At 56.5% G+C, this 18,300-nt stretch carries 20 protein-coding genes; 8 read left to right on the top strand and 12 right to left on the bottom strand.

The window, feature by feature from the left end:
• Positions 1–15: 15 nt before the first annotated feature.
• On the bottom strand, positions 16–501 hold the full coding sequence (locus tag ACR0BU_RS00910) for a GatB/YqeY domain-containing protein (protein WP_480735213.1): 486 nt from the start codon (positions 499–501) through the stop codon (positions 16–18).
• A gap of 183 nt (positions 502–684) precedes the next feature.
• Between ACR0BU_RS00910 and carA the strand changes: the two genes are divergently transcribed.
• The gene (gene carA, locus ACR0BU_RS00915; protein ID WP_480735211.1) at positions 685–1,851 is read left to right on the top strand and encodes a glutamine-hydrolyzing carbamoyl-phosphate synthase small subunit; all 1,167 of its coding nucleotides are present in this window, start codon (positions 685–687) and stop codon (positions 1,849–1,851) included.
• A gap of 81 nt (positions 1,852–1,932) precedes the next feature.
• Positions 1,933–3,813 carry a glycosyltransferase gene (locus tag ACR0BU_RS00920; RefSeq protein ID WP_480735209.1) on the top strand — a complete coding sequence of 627 codons (1,881 nt, stop codon included), beginning with the start codon at positions 1,933–1,935 and terminating at the stop codon, positions 3,811–3,813.
• A 3-nt stretch (positions 3,814–3,816) separates the two neighbouring features.
• On the opposite strand, the gene ACR0BU_RS00925 is transcribed toward ACR0BU_RS00920, so the two are convergent.
• The gene (locus tag ACR0BU_RS00925; RefSeq protein WP_298932551.1) at positions 3,817–4,464 is read right to left on the bottom strand and encodes a GntR family transcriptional regulator; all 648 of its coding nucleotides are present in this window, start codon (positions 4,462–4,464) and stop codon (positions 3,817–3,819) included.
• Between the two features lie 100 nt (positions 4,465–4,564).
• On the opposite strand from ACR0BU_RS00925, the gene ACR0BU_RS00930 reads away from it, so the two are divergent.
• The 3 genes from ACR0BU_RS00930 to ACR0BU_RS00940 all read left to right on the top strand — a co-directional run bounded on the left by ACR0BU_RS00930 (position 4,565) and on the right by ACR0BU_RS00940 (position 6,815).
• A complete protein-coding gene (locus ACR0BU_RS00930) occupies positions 4,565–5,209 on the top strand; it encodes a pyrimidine 5'-nucleotidase (protein WP_480735207.1) in 645 nt (214 codons plus the stop codon).
• An 86-nt stretch (positions 5,210–5,295) separates the two neighbouring features.
• Positions 5,296–5,544, top strand: a complete 249-nt coding sequence (locus ACR0BU_RS00935; protein ID WP_120635126.1) for a hypothetical protein — start codon at positions 5,296–5,298, stop codon at positions 5,542–5,544.
• Positions 5,545–5,618: 74 nt separating this feature from the next.
• Complete coding sequence (locus tag ACR0BU_RS00940) at positions 5,619–6,815, top strand: UbiH/UbiF family hydroxylase (protein ID WP_298932557.1); 1,197 nt, start codon at positions 5,619–5,621, stop codon at positions 6,813–6,815.
• A gap of 13 nt (positions 6,816–6,828) precedes the next feature.
• Here the strand turns inward: ACR0BU_RS00940 and ACR0BU_RS00945 are convergent, their stop codons facing one another.
• Positions 6,829–7,956, bottom strand: coding sequence for an aminotransferase class V-fold PLP-dependent enzyme (locus ACR0BU_RS00945; protein WP_480735205.1), 1,128 nt, complete (start codon positions 7,954–7,956; stop codon positions 6,829–6,831).
• A gap of 231 nt (positions 7,957–8,187) precedes the next feature.
• Between ACR0BU_RS00945 and ACR0BU_RS00950 the strand changes: the two genes are divergently transcribed.
• Complete coding sequence (locus ACR0BU_RS00950; protein ID WP_298932559.1) at positions 8,188–8,889, top strand: GntR family transcriptional regulator; 702 nt, start codon at positions 8,188–8,190, stop codon at positions 8,887–8,889.
• Between the two features lie 6 nt (positions 8,890–8,895).
• Here ACR0BU_RS00950 and ACR0BU_RS00955 read toward each other — a convergent pair whose 3' ends face one another.
• Positions 8,896–9,354, bottom strand: a complete 459-nt coding sequence (locus tag ACR0BU_RS00955) for an Lrp/AsnC family transcriptional regulator (RefSeq protein ID WP_298932560.1) — start codon at positions 9,352–9,354, stop codon at positions 8,896–8,898.
• Positions 9,351–9,806, bottom strand: a complete 456-nt coding sequence (locus ACR0BU_RS00960) for an Lrp/AsnC family transcriptional regulator (RefSeq protein ID WP_298932561.1) — start codon at positions 9,804–9,806, stop codon at positions 9,351–9,353. Before ACR0BU_RS00960 ends, ACR0BU_RS00955 begins: the two co-directional genes overlap by 4 nt.
• Positions 9,807–9,937: 131 nt before the next feature.
• Between ACR0BU_RS00960 and ilvC the strand changes: the two genes are divergently transcribed.
• On the top strand, positions 9,938–10,960 hold the full coding sequence (gene ilvC, locus ACR0BU_RS00965) for a ketol-acid reductoisomerase (RefSeq protein WP_299078326.1): 1,023 nt from the start codon (positions 9,938–9,940) through the stop codon (positions 10,958–10,960).
• Between the two features lie 44 nt (positions 10,961–11,004).
• Here ilvC and ACR0BU_RS00970 read toward each other — a convergent pair whose 3' ends face one another.
• Positions 11,005–11,460, bottom strand: coding sequence for an SRPBCC domain-containing protein (locus ACR0BU_RS00970; RefSeq protein ID WP_480735202.1), 456 nt, complete (start codon positions 11,458–11,460; stop codon positions 11,005–11,007).
• Entirely contained in the window at positions 11,457–11,768 is a 312-nt protein-coding gene (locus ACR0BU_RS00975; protein WP_480735200.1) for an ArsR/SmtB family transcription factor, read from the bottom strand. The genes ACR0BU_RS00970 and ACR0BU_RS00975 overlap by 4 nt, the downstream gene beginning before the upstream one ends.
• 78 nt (positions 11,769–11,846) lie before the next feature.
• Between ACR0BU_RS00975 and ACR0BU_RS00980 the strand changes: the two genes are divergently transcribed.
• Positions 11,847–12,749, top strand: a complete 903-nt coding sequence (locus tag ACR0BU_RS00980; protein WP_480735199.1) for a DMT family transporter — start codon at positions 11,847–11,849, stop codon at positions 12,747–12,749.
• On the opposite strand, the gene glmM is transcribed toward ACR0BU_RS00980, so the two are convergent.
• The 5 genes from glmM to ACR0BU_RS01005 all read right to left on the bottom strand — a co-directional run bounded on the left by glmM (position 12,746) and on the right by ACR0BU_RS01005 (position 18,227).
• Positions 12,746–14,089, bottom strand: a complete 1,344-nt coding sequence (gene glmM / locus ACR0BU_RS00985; protein WP_480735198.1) for a phosphoglucosamine mutase — start codon at positions 14,087–14,089, stop codon at positions 12,746–12,748. The two genes, ACR0BU_RS00980 and glmM, sit on opposite strands and share 4 nt — an antisense overlap.
• Positions 14,090–14,123: 34 nt before the next feature.
• Entirely contained in the window at positions 14,124–15,122 is a 999-nt protein-coding gene (gene folP / locus ACR0BU_RS00990; protein WP_480735196.1) for a dihydropteroate synthase, read from the bottom strand.
• Positions 15,119–16,039 carry a dihydroneopterin aldolase gene (locus tag ACR0BU_RS00995; RefSeq protein WP_480735195.1) on the bottom strand — a complete coding sequence of 307 codons (921 nt, stop codon included), beginning with the start codon at positions 16,037–16,039 and terminating at the stop codon, positions 15,119–15,121. Before ACR0BU_RS00995 ends, folP begins: the two co-directional genes overlap by 4 nt.
• 100 nt (positions 16,040–16,139) lie before the next feature.
• Positions 16,140–17,513 (bottom strand): multicopper oxidase family protein, encoded by a 1,374-nt coding sequence (locus tag ACR0BU_RS01000; RefSeq protein ID WP_480735194.1) that lies wholly within the window; start codon positions 17,511–17,513, stop codon positions 16,140–16,142.
• Positions 17,514–17,585: 72 nt separating this feature from the next.
• Positions 17,586–18,227, bottom strand: coding sequence for a cell wall hydrolase (locus tag ACR0BU_RS01005; protein WP_298932578.1), 642 nt, complete (start codon positions 18,225–18,227; stop codon positions 17,586–17,588).
• Positions 18,228–18,300 lie beyond the last annotated feature (73 nt).

Consider the following 18,300-nt stretch of genomic DNA (forward strand, 5'->3'; position numbering starts at 1 on the left):
ATTTGTGCAATTTGCTCAGCAGCCACCGTTCGACGCAGCGCAAAGATGATCCTTGACCATCGATCCGACCTTGCCGAAATCCATTTGCCCAGTGTAGCGGGTCTTGAGCTCGCCCATCACCTTGCCCATGTCGCGGATCGAACCCGCACCGGTTGCAGTAATGGCGGTTTGAATGGCGTCGCTGACCTCATCTTCATCAAGCTGCTTGGGCAGAAATTCTTCGATAATGCCAACTTCGCGCAGTTCACGCGCGGCCAAGTCCAAACGCCCACCTTCTTCGTAGGCCCGCGCGCTTTCCTTGCGTTGCTTGGTCATTTTTCCAAGGATTTCAAGAACCTCAGAGTCGCCGCATCCTTTGGCCTCTTCACTACCGGATCCGCGCGTGGCGATATCCCGGTCTTTAATTGCCGCATTGATCAGCCTCAGCGTCGACAAACGCTCAGCTGCTTTATCTTTCATTGCTTGCTTAAGGGCGATATTCACCCTCGATCGCATATCCATCTGGTTTGTCCATCCCCATGGCAACGGAACCACGAACATATCGAAATAAAAAGAGCGATACAACAGCCTTCAGGTACAGTTAAGTTGTTGAATTTAAACAATAGCCGAAAAATTGAACAGACTTGACCCAGCGGCCTAACCCCCTTAGGTATGCGCCGATTTACCCTGCAGGAGAGTCGTGCCATGGCCCAGAACGTCCAGTCCAAGCCCACCGCATGTCTGGCATTGGCCGACGGAACTCTGTTTTACGGTATCGGCTTTGGGTCAACCGGCCAAACTGTGGCCGAGCTGTGCTTTAATACAGCGATGACCGGGTATCAGGAGATCATGACAGACCCCTCATACGCGGGACAAATCGTGACATTCACCTTCCCACATATCGGCAATGTCGGCGTGAACCCGGAAGATGATGAAACCGGCGATCCGGTTGCAGCTGGCATGGTGGTCAAATGGGACCCAACCGAGCCGTCGAACTGGCGTTCGGCAGAGGAGTTAAAAGGGTGGCTGGCCCGTCGTGGCCGTATCGCCATCGGTGGCATCGATACAAGGCGCCTGACCCGTGCGATCCGTCAGCAAGGCGCGCCGCATGTCGCACTGTCACATGACCCCAACGGCAACTTCGACATTGAAGCTCTGATCGCCGCTGCGCGCGGATTTGCCGGGCTGGAAGGCATGGATCTCGCCAAAGACGTCACGTGCGCGCAAAGCTATCGCTGGGACGAAATGCGTTGGGCATGGCCTGATGGGTATCCGCAGCAGGAAAACCCGGTCCACAAGGTCGTTGCGGTCGACTACGGTGCAAAACGGAACATCCTGCGCTGCTTGGCCTCTGCCGGTTGCGATGTCACGGTCTTGCCCGCGACAGCAAAGGCTGAAGAGGTTCTGGCGCACGAGCCAGATGGCGTGTTTCTGTCCAACGGTCCCGGTGACCCCGCCGCAACCGGTGAATACGCTGTACCGATGATCAAAGAAATCCTGGATACGACTGACCTGCCCGTGTTCGGAATCTGCCTTGGCCATCAAATGCTGGCACTGGCGCTTGGCGGTCAGACCGTCAAAATGAATCACGGTCACCATGGCGCAAATCACCCGGTCAAAGATCTGGACACAGGCAAGGTCGAGATCACATCGATGAACCATGGCTTTGCTGTTGACGCTCAGACCCTACCTTCTGGGGTCGTTGAAACCCATCGCTCGTTGTTTGACGGGTCGAATTGCGGAATCCGCATGACTGATCGTCCGGTTTACTCGGTGCAATATCATCCGGAGGCTTCACCCGGACCACAAGATAGCTTTTACCTGTTCGAACGCTTTGCAGCTGCAATGACGGACAGCAAAGAAAAGGCTTAGCTTCCAATTCGTCCAGTGTTAACTGGGTGTTAACCTAGATTTCACAACCTTGGCCGCAGGTAACTGCGTCAGGGTTGTTTGATGGTCGAGCTAAATCTCCATAATTTCACCGCTGCCGAACCAGGCCCTGCAGAAGGCCTGCGCAAACCGCTTGGGTCTTGCTTGGTGGAACAAGGTGCAATCACCCTGTCGCAGCTGGATCTCGCCCTTCGTCTGCAAGACCAGCAAAAAGCACCATTGGGTGAAATCCTGGTGGGCGAGGGCTGGATCACCCGACACGACGTGTTGAACGCCTTGGCGTTACAATCCGGTTGGCAAATTGCAAATCTTGATGAAATTCCGCCGATGCCGGAACTATGCCACCTGAAGCCGGTCAATTTCTGGTTGGCGCACAACGTAATCCCATGGATGCGCATCGGTCCCCTGCTCTTGGTCGCAACAGCGCGGCCTGACCGCTTCGTTACAGTTTCAAAGGAAATTCAGGATTGCGGTTACGCCGTCATCCCTGTTCTGGCTGCCCCAGATCAGATTGATCATACAATCGGACGCCAGTTTTCAAAACCACTCGTTCAGGCCGCGGAAACGCGGGTAGACGAAGCGCAAAGCTGCCGCACCTGGACCGCCGGATCGCGCATGCGCCCTGCTGCAGCAATCGTCGCTGCTTTGACTCTTTTGACCGCAGTGCCTCAAGTCAGCCTCGCAGTTTTGCTCTTTTTGACGATCAGCACACTGATCCTGTTTTCCGCCCTGCGAATTTCGGGTGCTGTAGCATATGTTCTTCATCAGCTTGCTCGCAAACCTGATCGATCAGAAATCGCCACCGTTCCTCTCCGCCATCCCTGTGTGTCGATCATGGTGCCTTTGTATAAGGAACGAGAGATTGTCGACGCACTGGTCTGCAGGCTCCAACGACTGACATACCCCAAAGCTCTGCTGGACGTTGTTCTGGTTCTTGAGGAAAAGGATGACGTCACGCGCGAGACACTGGCAAAGGCAGACTTACCCAGCTGGATCCGCACGATAGAAGTGCCCGAATTCAACGGGCTGACAACAAAGCCCCGTGCAATGAACTATGCGTTGGACTTTTGCAGGGGTGACATTTTGGGCGTCTGGGACGCCGAGGATGCGCCCCAACCGGACCAAATCGAACGGGTGGTCAATCACTTCACTCAAGCCGCCCCCGACGTTGTGTGCCTGCAGGGTGGTCTGGACTATTACAATCCACGCACCAACTGGCGTTCACGTTGCTTTTCAATCGAATACAACAGCTGGTTCCGGGTTGTCCTGCCGGGAATTGCCCGCCTGGGACTTGTCGTTCCGTTGGGCGGAACCACATTTTTCTTCCGTCGTGACAAGCTGTTAGAGCTCGGCGGATGGGACGCCCACAACGTCACCGAAGATGCAGATTTGGGCGTAAGGCTCTGCCGTGCGGGCTATCGAACGGAAATGGTCGATACTACGACGTTTGAAGAGGCAAACTTTCGCGCCTGGCCATGGGTGAAGCAACGCTCTCGCTGGCTCAAGGGATTTATGGTCACCTACCTCGTGCATATGCGGGATCCGCTGCAACTGTACAAAGATCTTGGGCTGCGCAAGTTCATGGGTATTCAGGCTTTTTTCCTGGGAACTATCGGTCAATTCCTTCTGGCTCCGGTGCTGTGGGTGTTTTGGTTAACCGCGCTGGGGCTGTACAACCCAATGGTGCAGGTCATCTCTCATGAGGTGCTGACATCACTCGTTTGGATGTTTCTGGCAGCCGAAGGTTTGAATATGGCCGTCAGCGCCCTCGCCGTTTCTGCCCCAGAGCGCCGGTTTTTGTTGCCGTTTGTTCCAACGATGTGTCTGTATTTCCCTCTGGGCATAATCGCAGCCTACAAAGCCCTGTGGGAGCTGGCAGTCAAACCCTTCTATTGGGACAAGACCCAACATGGTCAGGCCGACGAAGATCTGCCATTGGCCTGAGGATCAGCTTTCGCGCCGGACGGCGTCTTGCTTCAGGCGAGTCATGAACGCGATGGAAATGTGTTCTTTCAAAGCGCGATCTGCAGCCTCTTCATCGCGGGCGGTAATTGCCTCGACGATGCCCTTATGTTCACTCTGCGCAATTTCTCCGCGGCCCTGAACCGCCAATGACGTGGTTGCCATAAGGGCCATGGTGCGATGCACCAAATTCAGCTGTTGAACCAGATAGCGGTTATGTGACGCCAGGTGGATTTGTTCGTGGAACCTGCGGTTGGCGCGCGACAAAGCCGACGGATCATCCACCAACGCATCATCTGCCGCAACCATATCCTGCAACACCTTGATCTCTTCTTCGGTGGCGTGCTTGGCCGCCAGACGCGCAGCAAGTCCCTCCAACTCGCGGCGCACGATGTACAACTCGGCCATTTGGTTGTGATCAAGAGAGGCGACAATCAGCGACCGCCCGTCCCTTTCTAGCAGCGACTGAGTTTCCAACCGCTGCAACGCCTCACGGATAGGCGTTCGGGATACGCCGAACCGTTCTGCCAACTCGCTTTCGACCAGACGGTCACCGGGTCGATAGACACCCACATCGATCGCTTCGAGTATCAGGGTATAGGCGTCTTTGTTAGAGGTTCGTGTCTGGCTCATGGGGTGCATCGTCTCCTCGTTCGGACATGTCTATCCGTCACATGGCCCCGCAATCAAGAGCAGCATTGAAAACCGCGACGCTCCGCCCTAAACCCCACTCATGGTCAAACCTGCCTTTACTCACGTCACCCAATGGGTGTTCGATCTCGACAACACGCTTTACCCGCCGCACATGCGCCTGTTCGATCAGATCGAGGTGCTTATGACCGACTATGTGGTTCAGGCCATCGGCGTGGATCGCGCAGAAGCGGACCGGTTGCGATCTCACTACTGGCGTGAATACGGCACCACGCTTGCTGGGCTGATGGCCGAGCATGATCTGGACCCCGACCCTTATCTGCATGCGGTGCATCAGGTCGACATGAGCCATATGACACCGGACACTGCGCTGGCAGACCATATCCGCTCACTGCCCGGCAGGTGCATCGTCTACACCAACGGCAGTGCGCCATATGCAGAAAAGGTATTAGAGGCGCGAGGCTTGTCAGGTTTGTTTGACGCGATCTATGGCGTCGAACATGCCGGCTACCGCCCAAAGCCCGAGAAAGCGGCCTTTGAGACGATCTTCGCGAAAGATGGAATAAAAGCTGATACAGCTGCGATGTTCGAAGATGACCCCCGGAACCTGGCGGCTCCTCACGAAATGGGTATGTGCACGGTTCACGTCGCACCAGATCCGCACGAAGCGGATCACATTCATCATCACACGGATGACCTGACAGCGTTCTTGGCCCGCCTGCGATAGGCTGTCACACTGCGACGATCTGCACGTTCTGCGGCTACATTGGCATCCCTATATGCCCTTGAGCGACGAACAGAACGGAGACCCCCATGAGCGCGATCGAGATGCCTCGGCACCTGCCGATGTGGCAGCGTATGTTGTATTCAATCCCCTTGTTTGGCTGGATGGCCCGTGACGTGGCCGATGGCGAACCCGAAGATCTGGGATATACGGCCGCCGCGATTTTTAGCATGTGGGGCTGTTCCGCGCTGGTGTTTGGATTGCCTGGACTGTACTTGCCAGCGGTGGCAATGGTGCCAGTGATGTTTCTGATCCTCATCCTGATTTCACTGGGCTGAGAAACGGGACAGGATGTCACTTGGCGCATGTGACGGAACCGCATTAGGGTCTGTCCTGAACGGAGAATGGCGCCATGACCGACAGCTGTGACATCCTGATTTCTGGCGGTGGTATTGCCGGCCTGACTGCTGCCGCGGCCTTTGGATCGGCTGGGTTCGACGTGATCTGTGTTGACCCGACACCGCCTGTCACGGAACGGGATGCGGATGGGTCCGACCTGCGGACCACGGCATTCCTGCAACCTGCACATAGCTTGCTGGAACAATGCGGATTGTGGGGTCGGTTGGAAGCTGATGCTGCGCCGCTTCAGATCATGCGGATCGTCGATGCGGGCGGGGACGTGCCCGAGCCGCGCGTTGTTCGCGATTTCAATGCCTCCGACGTGTCCGATCAGCCCTTTGGTTGGAACCTGCCCAACTGGCTGTTGCGCCGTGAAATGGTGGCCCGCCTGTCCGAGTTGCCCAATGTCGACTTTCGCCCTGGCACGGGCACCGTCAACCTGCTCACCCGCATCGCTGAAGCACGTGTGGGTCTAAGCGATGGCAGTCGCATCCGCTGCAAATTGGTCATCGCTGCAGACGGGCGCGCGTCACCAATGCGCGAGGCTGCCGGGATCCAGGTCAAGACCACACGTTATGGTCAGAAAGCGCTGGCCTTTGCAGTCACGCACCCAATTGCGCACGAAAACGTCTCGACCGAGATCCACCGTTCCGGAGGGCCCTTCACCTTGGTGCCCCTACCGGACTGGAGGGGTCAGCCGTCTTCAGCAATCGTTTGGATGGAACGCGGCCCGCGCGCACTTGAGCTGTTGAACCTGGGCTCTGACGCCTTCGAGACCGCGATGACCGAACGATCGTGCGGGTTGTTCGGGCCTTTGAAACTGGCCTCGCGTCGTACCATATGGCCGATCATCAGCCAGTCTGCGGAATACCTGTCGGGCGAGCGCATTGCACTGATGGCCGAGGCCGCCCATGTTGTGCCGCCCATAGGTGCGCAGGGCTTGAACATGTCCCTAGGCGACCTGCGCTGCTTGTTGGAATTGGCGCAAGCCCGTCCCGATGGGCTTGGGGACGCGGATATGCTTGAGGCTTACCACAAAGCCCGCCACGCCGAGATCGAACTGCGCGTCAAAGGTATCGACTTGCTGAACCGCGCCTCCATGATTGAAGCGCGTCCGCTGCGCGATGCGCGCGCCATGGGGCTGAACGCGCTTTATTCGCTGCCACCGGTACGCAAAACGCTCATGCAGATGGGGCTCGGCGTCCGCTAAGCCCCAATTGGTTTCAAAGCACCTGATCCAGCACGCGCTTCAAGCGACCAATGGTGCCATCCACATCATAGAGCTTGTCCAATCCGAACAGACCCAAGCGGAAAGTGCTGAAACCTGCGGGTTCGTCACACTGCAGCGGCACACCTGCAGCAATCTGCATGCCCAATGCAGCAAATTTCTTGCCGTTTTTAACCTCGGGGTCCGATGTATAGCTGACAACCACGCCGGGCGCGCCGAACCCATCGGCAGCCACGGACATGATGCCTTTGTCCTTCAGCATCCCTCTTACACCATTGCCCAAGGCCCATTGGGTTTCGCGCAGTTTTTCGAACCCATAGTCTCGTGTTTCAATCATGGTATCCCGAAACTCTGTCAACGCGTCGGTTGGCATCGTGGCATGATAGGCATGCCCGCCATTCTCATAGGCCTGCATGATCTGACGCCACTTCTTCAGATCGATGGCAAAACTATCGGAACTGGTTTGTTCAAGCCGCGCCTCAGCCCGGTCTGACAACATGACCAGACCAGCACAGGGCGATGCGCTCCACCCCTTTTGTGGTGCCGAGATCAAAACATCCACACCGGTTGTCTTCATATCGATCCAAGCGCATCCCGATGCGATGCAATCCAGAACCATCAGCGCCCCGACCTCATGCGCCGCTGATGCCATGGCAGTAACGTAGTCGTCAGGAAGGATCACTCCAGCCGATGTTTCAACATGGGGCGCAAACACGACATCAGGTCGTTGGTCAAGTATCGTTGCCACCACCTCGTCGATGGGTGCAGGCGCAAACGGGGATGGGCTGGAATTGCCGACCTCCCGCGCTTTCAGAACTGTGGCCGATGCGGTCAGCTCACCGCTCTCGATGATCTGGCTCCAGCGGTAGGAAAACCAACCGTTGCGAACCACCAAAACATTAGCGCCGCGGGCAAATTGACGGGCCACCGCCTCCATTCCATAGGTCCCGCCACCGGGAATTACGGCAACCCCATCGGCATTGTAGACCTGTTTCAACAGGTCCGAGATGTCCCGCATGACGGTCTGAAACTTCGCGGACATATGATTTAGCGAGCGATCGGTGAAAACGACGGAGAATTCCTCGAGACCATCGGGATCAACAGTGTTCAGCAAAGCGGGCATGAAACATCCTTTCATCAGGGTTACGGGAGTTTTGGCGTCTTTGATCCTGATGGTAAAGCCCAAACCCGACAGAAAGGTGACCCAAGGTTACCCACGAATTCATAGTAAAAGTGCCTTATACAGGGCTGATATCACTCAAAATGACGCCAAATAGTGTCACCTTCCCCTTTACACTTTTACTTGCTTCTGACCAGATGAACACACTTAATACTTGAAGGGATATCTTTGCCCGTGGCGGAACAAAAGCGCGTCAGTTTCCAGGTCGTTCGTGATGAAGTAAAGCGCCGGATCGAAAGCCGAATCTGGCCGCAAGGTGCGCTTTTGCCGACCGAGGCACATCTGGCCGAGGAGTTTAACTGCGCCCGCGCGACCGTAAACCGAGCCCTTCGGGAACTCGCTGATGAAGGCTTTGTTGAACGCAAGCGTAAAAGCGGGACCCGTGTCAAAAAGGAACCCAGCAAACAGGTCAAACTCGAACTGTCATTGGCGCGGCAAGTGATTGAGAACCAGAACGCAAGCTATCGCTATGCTCTGGTCGAACGGAATGTGGTGCTCAGCCCCGGCTGGCTTTCATCGCAACTTTGCGTTTCTCCGGACGCTCGTGTTCTTCATGTCATTTGCATGCACTACGCAGACAATCGTCCATTTCAGCTGGAGGAGCGCTGGATCAACATCAATGCCGTCCCCGAGGTGGAGCATGCAGATCTGAGCGCACACGGACCGCATGAATGGCTGCTGAATGCAGCCCCCTTTACAGAGGCCGAGATCGCCTTTTGCGCGGTGTCTGCGGATTTAAGGTTAGCAGAATTCATGGGAACGACGGCTGGAACATCGATGATCCAGATGGAACGGACCACGCGCAAGGACGACAATCCAATAACCTTTGCCCGCGTGACCCATCATCCGGGCTATTACATCAGAACCAAATACTGACCTCGATTATCCTATTGGTCCCGGTAGCCGTTCTTCGCTGAGAAGAACATTAGCCTCGACGTCGCCAGCACCCGGCAGCGTCATGATCCGGCGCCGCAAAACCCGCTCGAAGTCAGAAATGTCTCTCGCCACAACACGCAGGCGATAGTCGTATAGCCCCAGAACATGCTCAACCGTCTGTACCTCGGGGATGGCGCTGACGGCCCGTTCAAAGTCTTCCAAACTGACTTGCCCTTTACGGGCGAGCTTGACGCCCAGAAAGACTGTCACGCCGAACCCAAGCGCCTCGGCATTCAGTCGCAGGCGCCGACCTTTGATCACGCCCGCCTCTTCCAACCGCCGGATGCGCCGCCAGGTTGCCGGTTGCGACAGCCCAAATTTGCGACCCAACGCACCCGCACTTTGGGTGGCGTCCTGCGCTAATGCGCGCAAAATCTTTCGGTCGATCTCGTCAAGGTCAATCATATCGGCAGTGCCTCATCGCGTTTCACCCGTGCGATGTGCATCAGCGCCTCGATATCCGCGATATGTGGCAGGGTCAGAATCAGGTCGCGATAGACCTGCTGATAATGAGACATATCCCGGGCAAGTACAGAAAGGCGCACATCTACGCGGCCCAGAAAAGTCTGAATCTCGATCACCTCGGCCACCTCACGGGCTGCCGTGGTAAAGTCATCAAACGCGCGTGCCTGTGTCTTATCCAACGTCACCCGCAACGACACTTCGACCGCATAACCAAGCACTGACCAGTCGATCACAGCCTCTTGCCCTTGGATGATGCCCGCCGCCTGCATCTTTTCGACGCGCCGCCAGCATACACCCTGACTGATCCTGCAACGCTCGGCGAGTTCTGCCGTCGTCAGGGTAGGCTCAGATTGGTAATGGCGCAGGATCCGGCGATCGACGTCATCAAGCATGATTTCTCCACATATCGAACAAATAGAGAATTAATCTTCATCTTTTTTCCAAATACTCGATTCACAACCTATCGCCAATACCAAAACCTCAGGATAAAAGCACGGCAATCGAAACTGAAAGGACCAGCGACATGCGCGTCTATTACGATCGCGATTGCGACATCAACCTGATCAAAGACAAAAAAGTGGCCATTCTGGGTTATGGCAGCCAAGGCCATGCCCACGCGCTCAACCTGCGCGACTCGGGTGCCAAAAACCTCGTCGTCGCTCTCCGCGAAGGCTCTGCCTCGGCCAAAAAAGCCGAAGCCGAGGGTCTTCAGGTAATGGATATTGCCGAAGCAGCGGCCTGGTGTGACGTCATCATGTTCACCATGCCCGACGAATTGCAGGCTGAAACCTACAAGAAATACGTGCATGACAACATCAAGCCGGGTGCGGCGATCGCATTCGCCCATGGCCTGAACGTGCATTTCGGTCTGATCGAGCCGAAAGAAGGCGTCGACGTCATCATGATGGCACCCAAAGGGCCCGGCCACACTGTACGCGGTGAATATGTCAAAGGCGGCGGCGTACCCTGCCTGGTTGCCGTTGACAATGACGCAACCGGAAAAGCGCTGGAAATCGGCCTGTCCTATTGCTCGGCCATCGGTGGCGGTCGTTCGGGCATCATCGAAACGAATTTCCGCGAAGAATGCGAAACTGACCTGTTTGGTGAGCAGGCAGTCTTGTGTGGTGGCTTGGTCGAACTGATCCGCTGCGGTTTCGAAACACTTGTCGAAGCGGGCTACGCGCCTGAGATGGCATATTTCGAGTGCCTGCACGAAGTGAAGCTGATTGTCGACCTGATCTATGAAGGCGGTATTGCCAACATGGACTACTCGATCTCGAACACCGCAGAATACGGCCAGTACGTCACCGGCCCGCGCATCCTGCAATACGACGAGACAAAAGCACGCATGAAAGCCGTTCTGAACGACATTCAGCAGGGTAAGTTCGTGCGTGACTTCATGCTGGAAAACGCCGTTGGTCAGCCGACCATCAAAGCGTCGCGTCGCGCCAATGACGAGCACATGATCGAGGAAACTGGCGCTAAACTGCGCGCCATGATGCCCTGGATCTCGGCCGGTAAAATGGTTGACAAAGAAAAGAACTAAGTCTGGCCTATGTCAGCGAAAAAGCGGCCCAAGTGGCCGCTTTTTTATTTTCTGACTGCGTTCACAAAGCAATGACCCAACACGTGATCCCATCCCGTATCGTAACCACCGCGCTTTTCGGGTGCTTCATCAGCCCAAACCTCCCAGCCGGAATGCGTAAGGGTCACCTTGCTCTGCGCTGAGCCATGGCTTTCAAAGGTAACCTCTACCCGTGTCGGGCAATCTTTATTCGTACCGGGGTGCCAGCTGAGCGCGAGTCGACGCCCGGCCTCAAAGACAAGAACCTCGCCCCAATCGGCCCGTGTTCCATCGAACATCGTCTCATACACTGCTCCGCCCACGTGTGGTTCAATCGTGACAGCAAGCGCCGGTTTTCCTTTGGAGGCTGACACGGCATGGCCGTCCAACGGCCACCATTTTGCGATCCGGTTAACGAAAACATCAAATGCCTGTTCCGGTGCCGCATTCACAGTCACTCTCTTAACAATAGGATCGGTCACGAGCCCCGCCCTCCTTCGTTTACTTCCGCTGCAAAATTTTCAAGAACGTCAGACCAATATCGCTCTAGCCAGTCGCGCATTTCGGCAAGCCCCTCGGGCCGTGCCGCATATATCCGACGAGTTCCCTCGGCACGGCAAACGACAAGCCCCGCATCCGAAAGTACTTTTAGATGCTGCGATACTGCCGGGCGGCTGACAGGCAATTCAGCGGCCAAAGCCCCCACCGCGCGCGGCTGACTGGCAACCGCCTCAAACACCTGTCGCCGGGTCGAGTCTCCCAGAGCTGAAAAAGCATCACCGTAAGTCATTACTTACCGTAAGTGATTACTTACGCAAAATCAAGACCGCCCCGTGACACTTGTTGAATCGCAGGTTAAGGGGATGGAATGGTTCAACAACCCGATTACCGCGATTGGAGCGGCGTCATATCCCTTGGCCTGATTTGGGGCGGTACGTTCATGGTTGTTGCCATGGCGCTGGACGGGTACGGGCCGGTCACAGTTGCGACGGCACGCACGACGTTGGGCGCAGTGACATTGTTGATCCTGATGGCAGCAACAGGGCGCCGAATTCCTGCCCCAAGCCCCGCGCTTTGGGGATCGACAATTGTCATTGGTGTACTCTCCACCGCCCTGCCTTTCCTATTACTAAGCTGGGGACAACAATATGTAGCTTCGGCCTTTGCCGGTCTGTCTATGGCAGCAATCCCGTTGATGGTCTTGCCGTTGGCCCATTTCTTCTCTGACGAACCGATGAACGCACGTCGGTTGTTTGGCGTCACCCTAGGGTTCTCGGGTGCACTGATCCTGATCGGTCCGGGGTTGGCTCAAATCGGTCAAGGGGCTGAGCCGTTGGCCCAACTGGCCTGTATTGGCGCCGCGCTCTGTTATTCGGTGGCGTCTATCTTTACCCGCCGCTGCCCGCCGATCGATCCGGTGACACTGGCGGCACTGACATTGGTGGTCGGAGCGGTAATCCTGCTGCCGATCATGCTCATATCCGAAGGCATACCGCGCTGGGAAGGCACCCGACCCGGCCTTGCCATCGTGGGTCTGGGACTTGTTCCGACAGCTTTTGCCACGCTGCTGCGCGTATCGATTATCCGCAGTGCCGGGTCCGTTTTCCTGACATTGGTGAACTATCAGGTACCGATCTGGTCGATGATCTTTGGCGCATGGATACTGTCCGAAGCCCTACCCTTGCGGTTCTACATTGCCTTGTCGATGATCCTGACCGGATTGGCCATCAGCCAATGGTTCAGCCTGAAAAAACTACTAACCGAGCGTTAGCCCGCTACAGCCTCGACCTCGGCCACAATAGTGTCAACGACCTGTGTCAGCAAAACATCGTCTTCACATTCAGCCATGACACGGATCAAAGGCTCTGTGCCCGATTTGCGTATCAGCAAACGGCCCTGCCCGTTCAGACGCGCCTCGGCATCGGCAATTGCCGCCTGAACGTTCTGAGCGTCCAGCGGAACCTGGCCTGATTGGTAGCGCACATTCTTCAGAAGCTGCGGCACCGTCTCGAATTGTTTGGATAGATCAGACGCTTTGCGACCGGACAGAACCATCTCGGCCAGGAAATGCAAACCGGCCATCAGGCCGTCGCCGGTGGTGGCATAGTCGCTCATCACGATATGCCCGGACTGTTCTCCACCCAGGTTGAAGCCGCCTTCGCGCATTCGCTCGACCACATACCGGTCGCCAACGGCCGTTCGTTCAAGGCGCAGACCTTCAGCCGAAAGATGCCGTTCCAAACCCAGGTTCGACATGACGGTCGCCACCAAAGCGTCACCCTTCAATTGTTCGGATTTCTTCCAAGCTGTGGCCAGCAGCGCCATCAGTTGATCGCCGTCTGCCACCTGGCCGGTCTCGTCGATCACAACAACCCTGTCCGCGTCCCCATCCAGGCAGATGCCCACATGCGCACCATGGGCCACCACGGTTTCAGCAGCCAGTTGCGGCTTGGTCGAACCACAATTCAGATTGATATTCTTGCCATTGGGGTCGATGCCCACTGGGATAACCTCAGCACCCAACTCCCACAAAACCTCTGGCGCGGTGCGGTGTGCGGCGCCATTGGCGCAATCGATAACCACCTTCAACCCGTCCAGACGCACATTGCGCGGCAGCGAAGACTTGACGCGTTCGCCATAACGGAACCGCGCATCATCGACGCGTCGAGCCCGCCCGATATTTTGGGCCTGCGCGGGTTTGACCCCTTCTTCGATCAGATTCTCGATTTCAATCTCGGCCTGGTCGGACAGTTTGAACCCATCAGGGCCAAAAAACTTGATTCCGTTATCTTCTGCCGGGTTATGGCTGGCCGAAATCATCACCCCAAGGTCTGCCCGCATCGACTGGGTCATCAGACCAACCGCGGGTGTTGGTACCGGCCCCAACAGCAGCACGTTCATACCGGTCGAGGTCAGGCCAGCCGTCAATGCGCTTTCCAGCATGTAACCCGACAAGCGCGTGTCCTTACCGATCACCACGCGGTGCACGCCCGTCGCATCACGGCGAAAATAGCGGCCCACAGCGGCACCGATGCGCAAGGCCATTTCCGCCGTCATCGGGTGCGTGTTGGCGGTGCCCCTCACCCCATCGGTTCCGAACAGCTTGCGCATACCTGTCACTCCGTAAAACTAACCTGCGACCGGATTACCGGACGGCAGCCCATAGACGCAAGGCCTGAGCTGTTTCAGCGACATCATGCACCCGAATGATCTGCACGCCCTGAGACAATCCAGCCAAAGCCAATGCAATTGATCCCGGCGCGCGCGCGTCTTTGCGCGGCTCTTGCCCGATGGATCCGACGAAGCCCTTTCGGGAAACGCCCAGAAGGATCGGACAACCAAGCCCGTGGAATAGGCTTAGACTGCGTAGCAAAGCCAGATTGTGGTCTTGCGACTTCCCGAACCCGATACCCGGATCCACCACGATGTTTTCGCGGTTCAGACCTAGCCGTTCCAGATGCGTGATCTGACCCTCAAGAAAGTCATAGACGTCCAACAGTACGTTGTCGTATTGCGGATCATCCTGCATCGTGGCTGGATCACCCTGCATGTGCATGACACAAACCGGGGTGCCCAATTGCGCGCATAATGGCGCCAAATCCGGGTCAAAGGTGAACCCAGAGACATCGTTGACCAGCCCGGCCCCGACGGCACTCGCCGCTCTGGCCACGCTGGCCTTTCGCGTATCGATCGATATCAGAACATCTGTTTCTGCCCGGATCGCCTCGATCAGAGGGCGGGTTCGGGCGATTTCCTCGTCCTCGGGAACGAAATCTGCGCCAGGCCGGGTCGACTCGCCCCCGATATCCAGAATGGTCGCACCATGCGCGACCATTTCGGCGGCTGCATTGCGCGCGCCTTCGACCGAGTTATGCAGGCCGCCATCCGAGAAACTGTCAGGCGTTGCGTTGAGGATGCCCATAATTTGCGGATGCTTCATATCCAAACCGCACAAGTCTGCGCGTGGATTGGTCAACCTGCCCAACGCATCGGATGGGATTTCAGCAACTGGCACAGTCTGCGCGGGGTTTTCTCGTGTCAAAACCTCAGCATGTGTGAACCAAAGTGGCTGACCAGCAAGCTTTACGGCACCTTTTGGACGTGCCGGACCGTGCTGGACCAAGGGTCGGAAATAGGTTTTCACAGCTGTGCCTGATCTACATCCACAGCCCGCAATGGCGTTTTCGGTGTTTCTGGCAGATCTCCGCCGATCACCATCATCTCACTGGCTTCAAATGTGGCTGCGAACCAGGCCGCCAAAGCCACCGCGTCCGAAGGCGCTGCCGATGGGCCATCAACAGCGTCCAAGACGATCTTGGAGGGAGCCCAAACGCAAATTTGTCCATTTTTCATGGCCCAATCCAACTCGGTCCGGGTCGAGACAACAACGCAGCGAAAATCGCGCGCGGCGAGCACCCATGCGTTCTGCTCGATAGCAAGCAGGTCGATCCTGCGCTGGGTCATCGCATGTCCGGTTTGCGGCGCGTCCAGATCTGAGGCTCCGACGCACAGGATCAACGGGCCTTGACGGTTCTCTAGCTGATCGATCCAGCCCGTCAAATTGTCCGAGGCAATCGCTTCATTCGACAGAAAAACAAGCCGTGGATGCGGGCGCTCTTCCTCGACTATATCGTGGTGATGCGCATCTTTGCCACGGACGATTTCAACACCAAGCGCCCCAGGGCCTCGGTCAAGTTTTTCTATTCTAACAAAAGCTCTTACAGCCTGAGGTTCAAGTAAAATTCGTTCGGCCACGCGTTCAGCCAAGGTCTCTAACAGGTTCAACCGCTCAGCCGACAACTCATATGCAATCGCTTCGGTCACGCGATCATAAGACAGTATGCGATCCACATCGTCATCAATCGGGTCGGTCAGCGGGCGCACTTCAACGACTATATTGAAGCAGACACGCTGCGTCGTCCCACGCTCGGCCTGAAACGCGCCGATCTCAACTTCGACGATATGGTCGCGCAACGAAATGCGATCCAGCGACCCTTTGGACGAGGTCGCCTCGGACCGCTCAGAGGGGTGCGCAAATGCCAGGCGGATTTCAGAACTCATGGGTCAGGCCTTCTCGGGCTCATTGGAAGTTTGCCTATATTAGGCTTTGCGAGAGCCTATAACATTCAAGCAAGCGCCATTCCAACCGCCGAATGCGGCGTCAGGTTACGCGAATCCAACTCATCATACCCGAAGCGGCATGGCCAAGCATGTGGCAATGCAGCAGCCAGCCCCCCGGATTATCGGCCAACAACGCGATCTGGCGGGTCTGCCCTCGGTCGACGAGTACGGTGTCTCGCCAGGGCCCAAATGAGCCATCTTCAAGGATCAACCGAAAGTGATGGCCGTGCAGGTGCATCGCATGCGGGAAAGCAGTTTCATTGACAAATTCGATCCTGTGCAAGCTGCCAAGACCAGTGTCCAAAAACGGATCAGTTGGGCGTTCGGCATAGCCGTTCAAAGCCCAAAACCTCCCAAGTTGCGCTAACTCGCGCCCGGACATCTCGGTGTCTCCGATCCGCGCGTTTTCAAGCCACCGCATCGCCCCGCCCTGCAAAACCATTCGATGAAGCGGCGCCGTTTCAACATCTCGCAGAACGGGCAAGGGATTGGGCGGCAAAGCATCCACTCCGTCTCGACGTGTTTTTGCGAACTCACCGGTTACATTGAACTGAACCAAACCATACGCGCCGTCCTGTTCAACACTCAGAAGGCTTGCCGCGTCATCATCAGTGCTCACATCAACAACAAGATCCGCGCGTTGTGCAGGCGCAAGTGGGAAGGATTGCGGAATTGCCAGAGGTGCTTCCAGCGGCATACCGTCCAAAGCAACGATCCACCCAGACAAACCGTCAAGCCCGACATCAAAGATCCGCGCGTTGGACGCATTGATCAGGCGCAGCCTGAGGCGTTCGTTGCGTTTGACAGGGAATGCAGGATCAAAGGAACCATTGACCGTCACAAGATTGCCGAGACGACCGGCGTGACTCAGATCTCGGCCATTGTCGAAGTCATCCGTGATTTGCGCGGTTTCAGGGTCGAGCCGCCAGTCATCCAGCATCAAGATCAGATCCTGATCAACGTCTGGCGGCGTCGCTTCTTCGACGATCAAAGGCCCGTAGAGACCCCGCGCGACCTGTTCCATGGACCGGTTATGTGCGTGATACCAATAGGTTCCAGCATCCGGAACCTCGAAATCGTAATCGAAGGTATCGCCTGGAACTACAGGGGCTTGCGTCAATCCGGACACACCATCCATTGCGTTTGCGACACGAATTCCATGCCAATGAACCGATGTCGGCTGCGGCAGATTGTTAACAAGCCTGCGCTGGACGCGGTCACCCTGTTTCAAGCGCAGTGGAATTCCGGGAACCTTTCCGCCGTAACTCCAAAGTTTGGTCTCAGGGTACCCGTCCGGGGCGATCAGCTGATCTGCTACCCTCGCCTCAAGCGACAGAAAACCTGCACGGGCCCTGCGGGGCACAAGTAAAGCCGCTGCTGCAGATTGCATGAATTGTCGACGATTAACGGTCATTACGGACCTCCTGGCCCGCAATATAGAGTACCCCGCGCTGCTGGCATCAAGCTTCCAGCGCAGGTGCGTCAATCAGTTGCTCGCCGTGCGGTAGTTGTGGCGATAGAAAAGATGCACACCGATCCGTGCAGTTTGCTTGTACACCTTGGCCCAGGATGGACGCACGGCGGTGGTGTGATAGTGGGTTGCCCCTTCGGTCAGCTCCTTAGCCACCCCATCTATTGCGGCCCGAGCCACTTTGGACACACGCTCATACGCCTTCTTTTCGTGTATCACTTCTTTTTGGCCATCACAGGTGTATGTGAACTGGCACTGATACTTCTTACCAGTGCCCTGACGGATCACCCCACAAAGAGAGTTTGGGAAACGACTACTTTTGACCCGGTTCAAAATAACCTCGGCCACAGCAAACTGACCGCGCACGCTTTCGCCACGCGCTTCGAAATACAACGCCTCGGACAGGCACTTCCAGTTCTCGTCACCGGCCGCGTTGGGTTGTTGGTCCAACCAATCCTTGGAGTAGGATACTGTGATCGGCTCAACCGCTTTGCGGGGCTTGAACAATTTCAGATAGTCACGAAAGCTTTGCGCCGGCAATTCATTGCGGGCAACAAGTTCTTCCTTGGCAGAATCGGTCGCTTCCCTCTCGGCGAAGGACGCACTTGGCAGCATGGTTGCTGCCAATGTGGCAACAGCCATTATATAACGTAGCATCAGATAACCTCGCACAGGCACTATACGCGCCAAACCCTCCCCCGGCGGGCGCGACGAGGCATCTACCCCAGTC

Source organism: Ruegeria sp. CK2 (assembly GCF_056536585.1).

Excerpts from the sequence above, each read along its gene's own strand:
- ilvC (WP_299078326.1), top strand. The coding sequence starts at position 9,938 with ATGCGCGTCTATTACGATCGCGATTGCGACATCAACCTGATCAAAGAC.
- ACR0BU_RS00945 (WP_480735205.1), bottom strand. The coding sequence starts at position 7,956 with ATGCCCGCTTTGCTGAACACTGTTGATCCCGATGGTCTCGAGGAATTC.
- ACR0BU_RS00920 (WP_480735209.1), top strand. The coding sequence starts at position 1,933 with ATGGTCGAGCTAAATCTCCATAATTTCACCGCTGCCGAACCAGGCCCT.
- ACR0BU_RS00975 (WP_480735200.1), bottom strand. The coding sequence starts at position 11,768 with ATGACTTACGGTGATGCTTTTTCAGCTCTGGGAGACTCGACCCGGCGA.
- ACR0BU_RS00910 (WP_480735213.1), bottom strand. The coding sequence starts at position 501 with ATGGATATGCGATCGAGGGTGAATATCGCCCTTAAGCAAGCAATGAAA.
- ACR0BU_RS00955 (WP_298932560.1), bottom strand. The coding sequence starts at position 9,354 with ATGATTGACCTTGACGAGATCGACCGAAAGATTTTGCGCGCATTAGCG.
- ACR0BU_RS01000 (WP_480735194.1), bottom strand. The coding sequence starts at position 17,513 with ATGACCGTTAATCGTCGACAATTCATGCAATCTGCAGCAGCGGCTTTA.
- ACR0BU_RS00980 (WP_480735199.1), top strand. The coding sequence starts at position 11,847 with ATGGTTCAACAACCCGATTACCGCGATTGGAGCGGCGTCATATCCCTT.
- ACR0BU_RS01005 (WP_298932578.1), bottom strand. The coding sequence starts at position 18,227 with ATGCTACGTTATATAATGGCTGTTGCCACATTGGCAGCAACCATGCTG.
- ACR0BU_RS00930 (WP_480735207.1), top strand. The coding sequence starts at position 4,565 with ATGGTCAAACCTGCCTTTACTCACGTCACCCAATGGGTGTTCGATCTC.
- ACR0BU_RS00935 (WP_120635126.1), top strand. The coding sequence starts at position 5,296 with ATGAGCGCGATCGAGATGCCTCGGCACCTGCCGATGTGGCAGCGTATG.
- glmM (WP_480735198.1), bottom strand. The coding sequence starts at position 14,089 with ATGCGCAAGCTGTTCGGAACCGATGGGGTGAGGGGCACCGCCAACACG.
- ACR0BU_RS00925 (WP_298932551.1), bottom strand. The coding sequence starts at position 4,464 with ATGAGCCAGACACGAACCTCTAACAAAGACGCCTATACCCTGATACTC.
- ACR0BU_RS00940 (WP_298932557.1), top strand. The coding sequence starts at position 5,619 with ATGACCGACAGCTGTGACATCCTGATTTCTGGCGGTGGTATTGCCGGC.
- carA (WP_480735211.1), top strand. The coding sequence starts at position 685 with ATGGCCCAGAACGTCCAGTCCAAGCCCACCGCATGTCTGGCATTGGCC.
- ACR0BU_RS00960 (WP_298932561.1), bottom strand. The coding sequence starts at position 9,806 with ATGCTTGATGACGTCGATCGCCGGATCCTGCGCCATTACCAATCTGAG.
- ACR0BU_RS00995 (WP_480735195.1), bottom strand. The coding sequence starts at position 16,039 with ATGAGTTCTGAAATCCGCCTGGCATTTGCGCACCCCTCTGAGCGGTCC.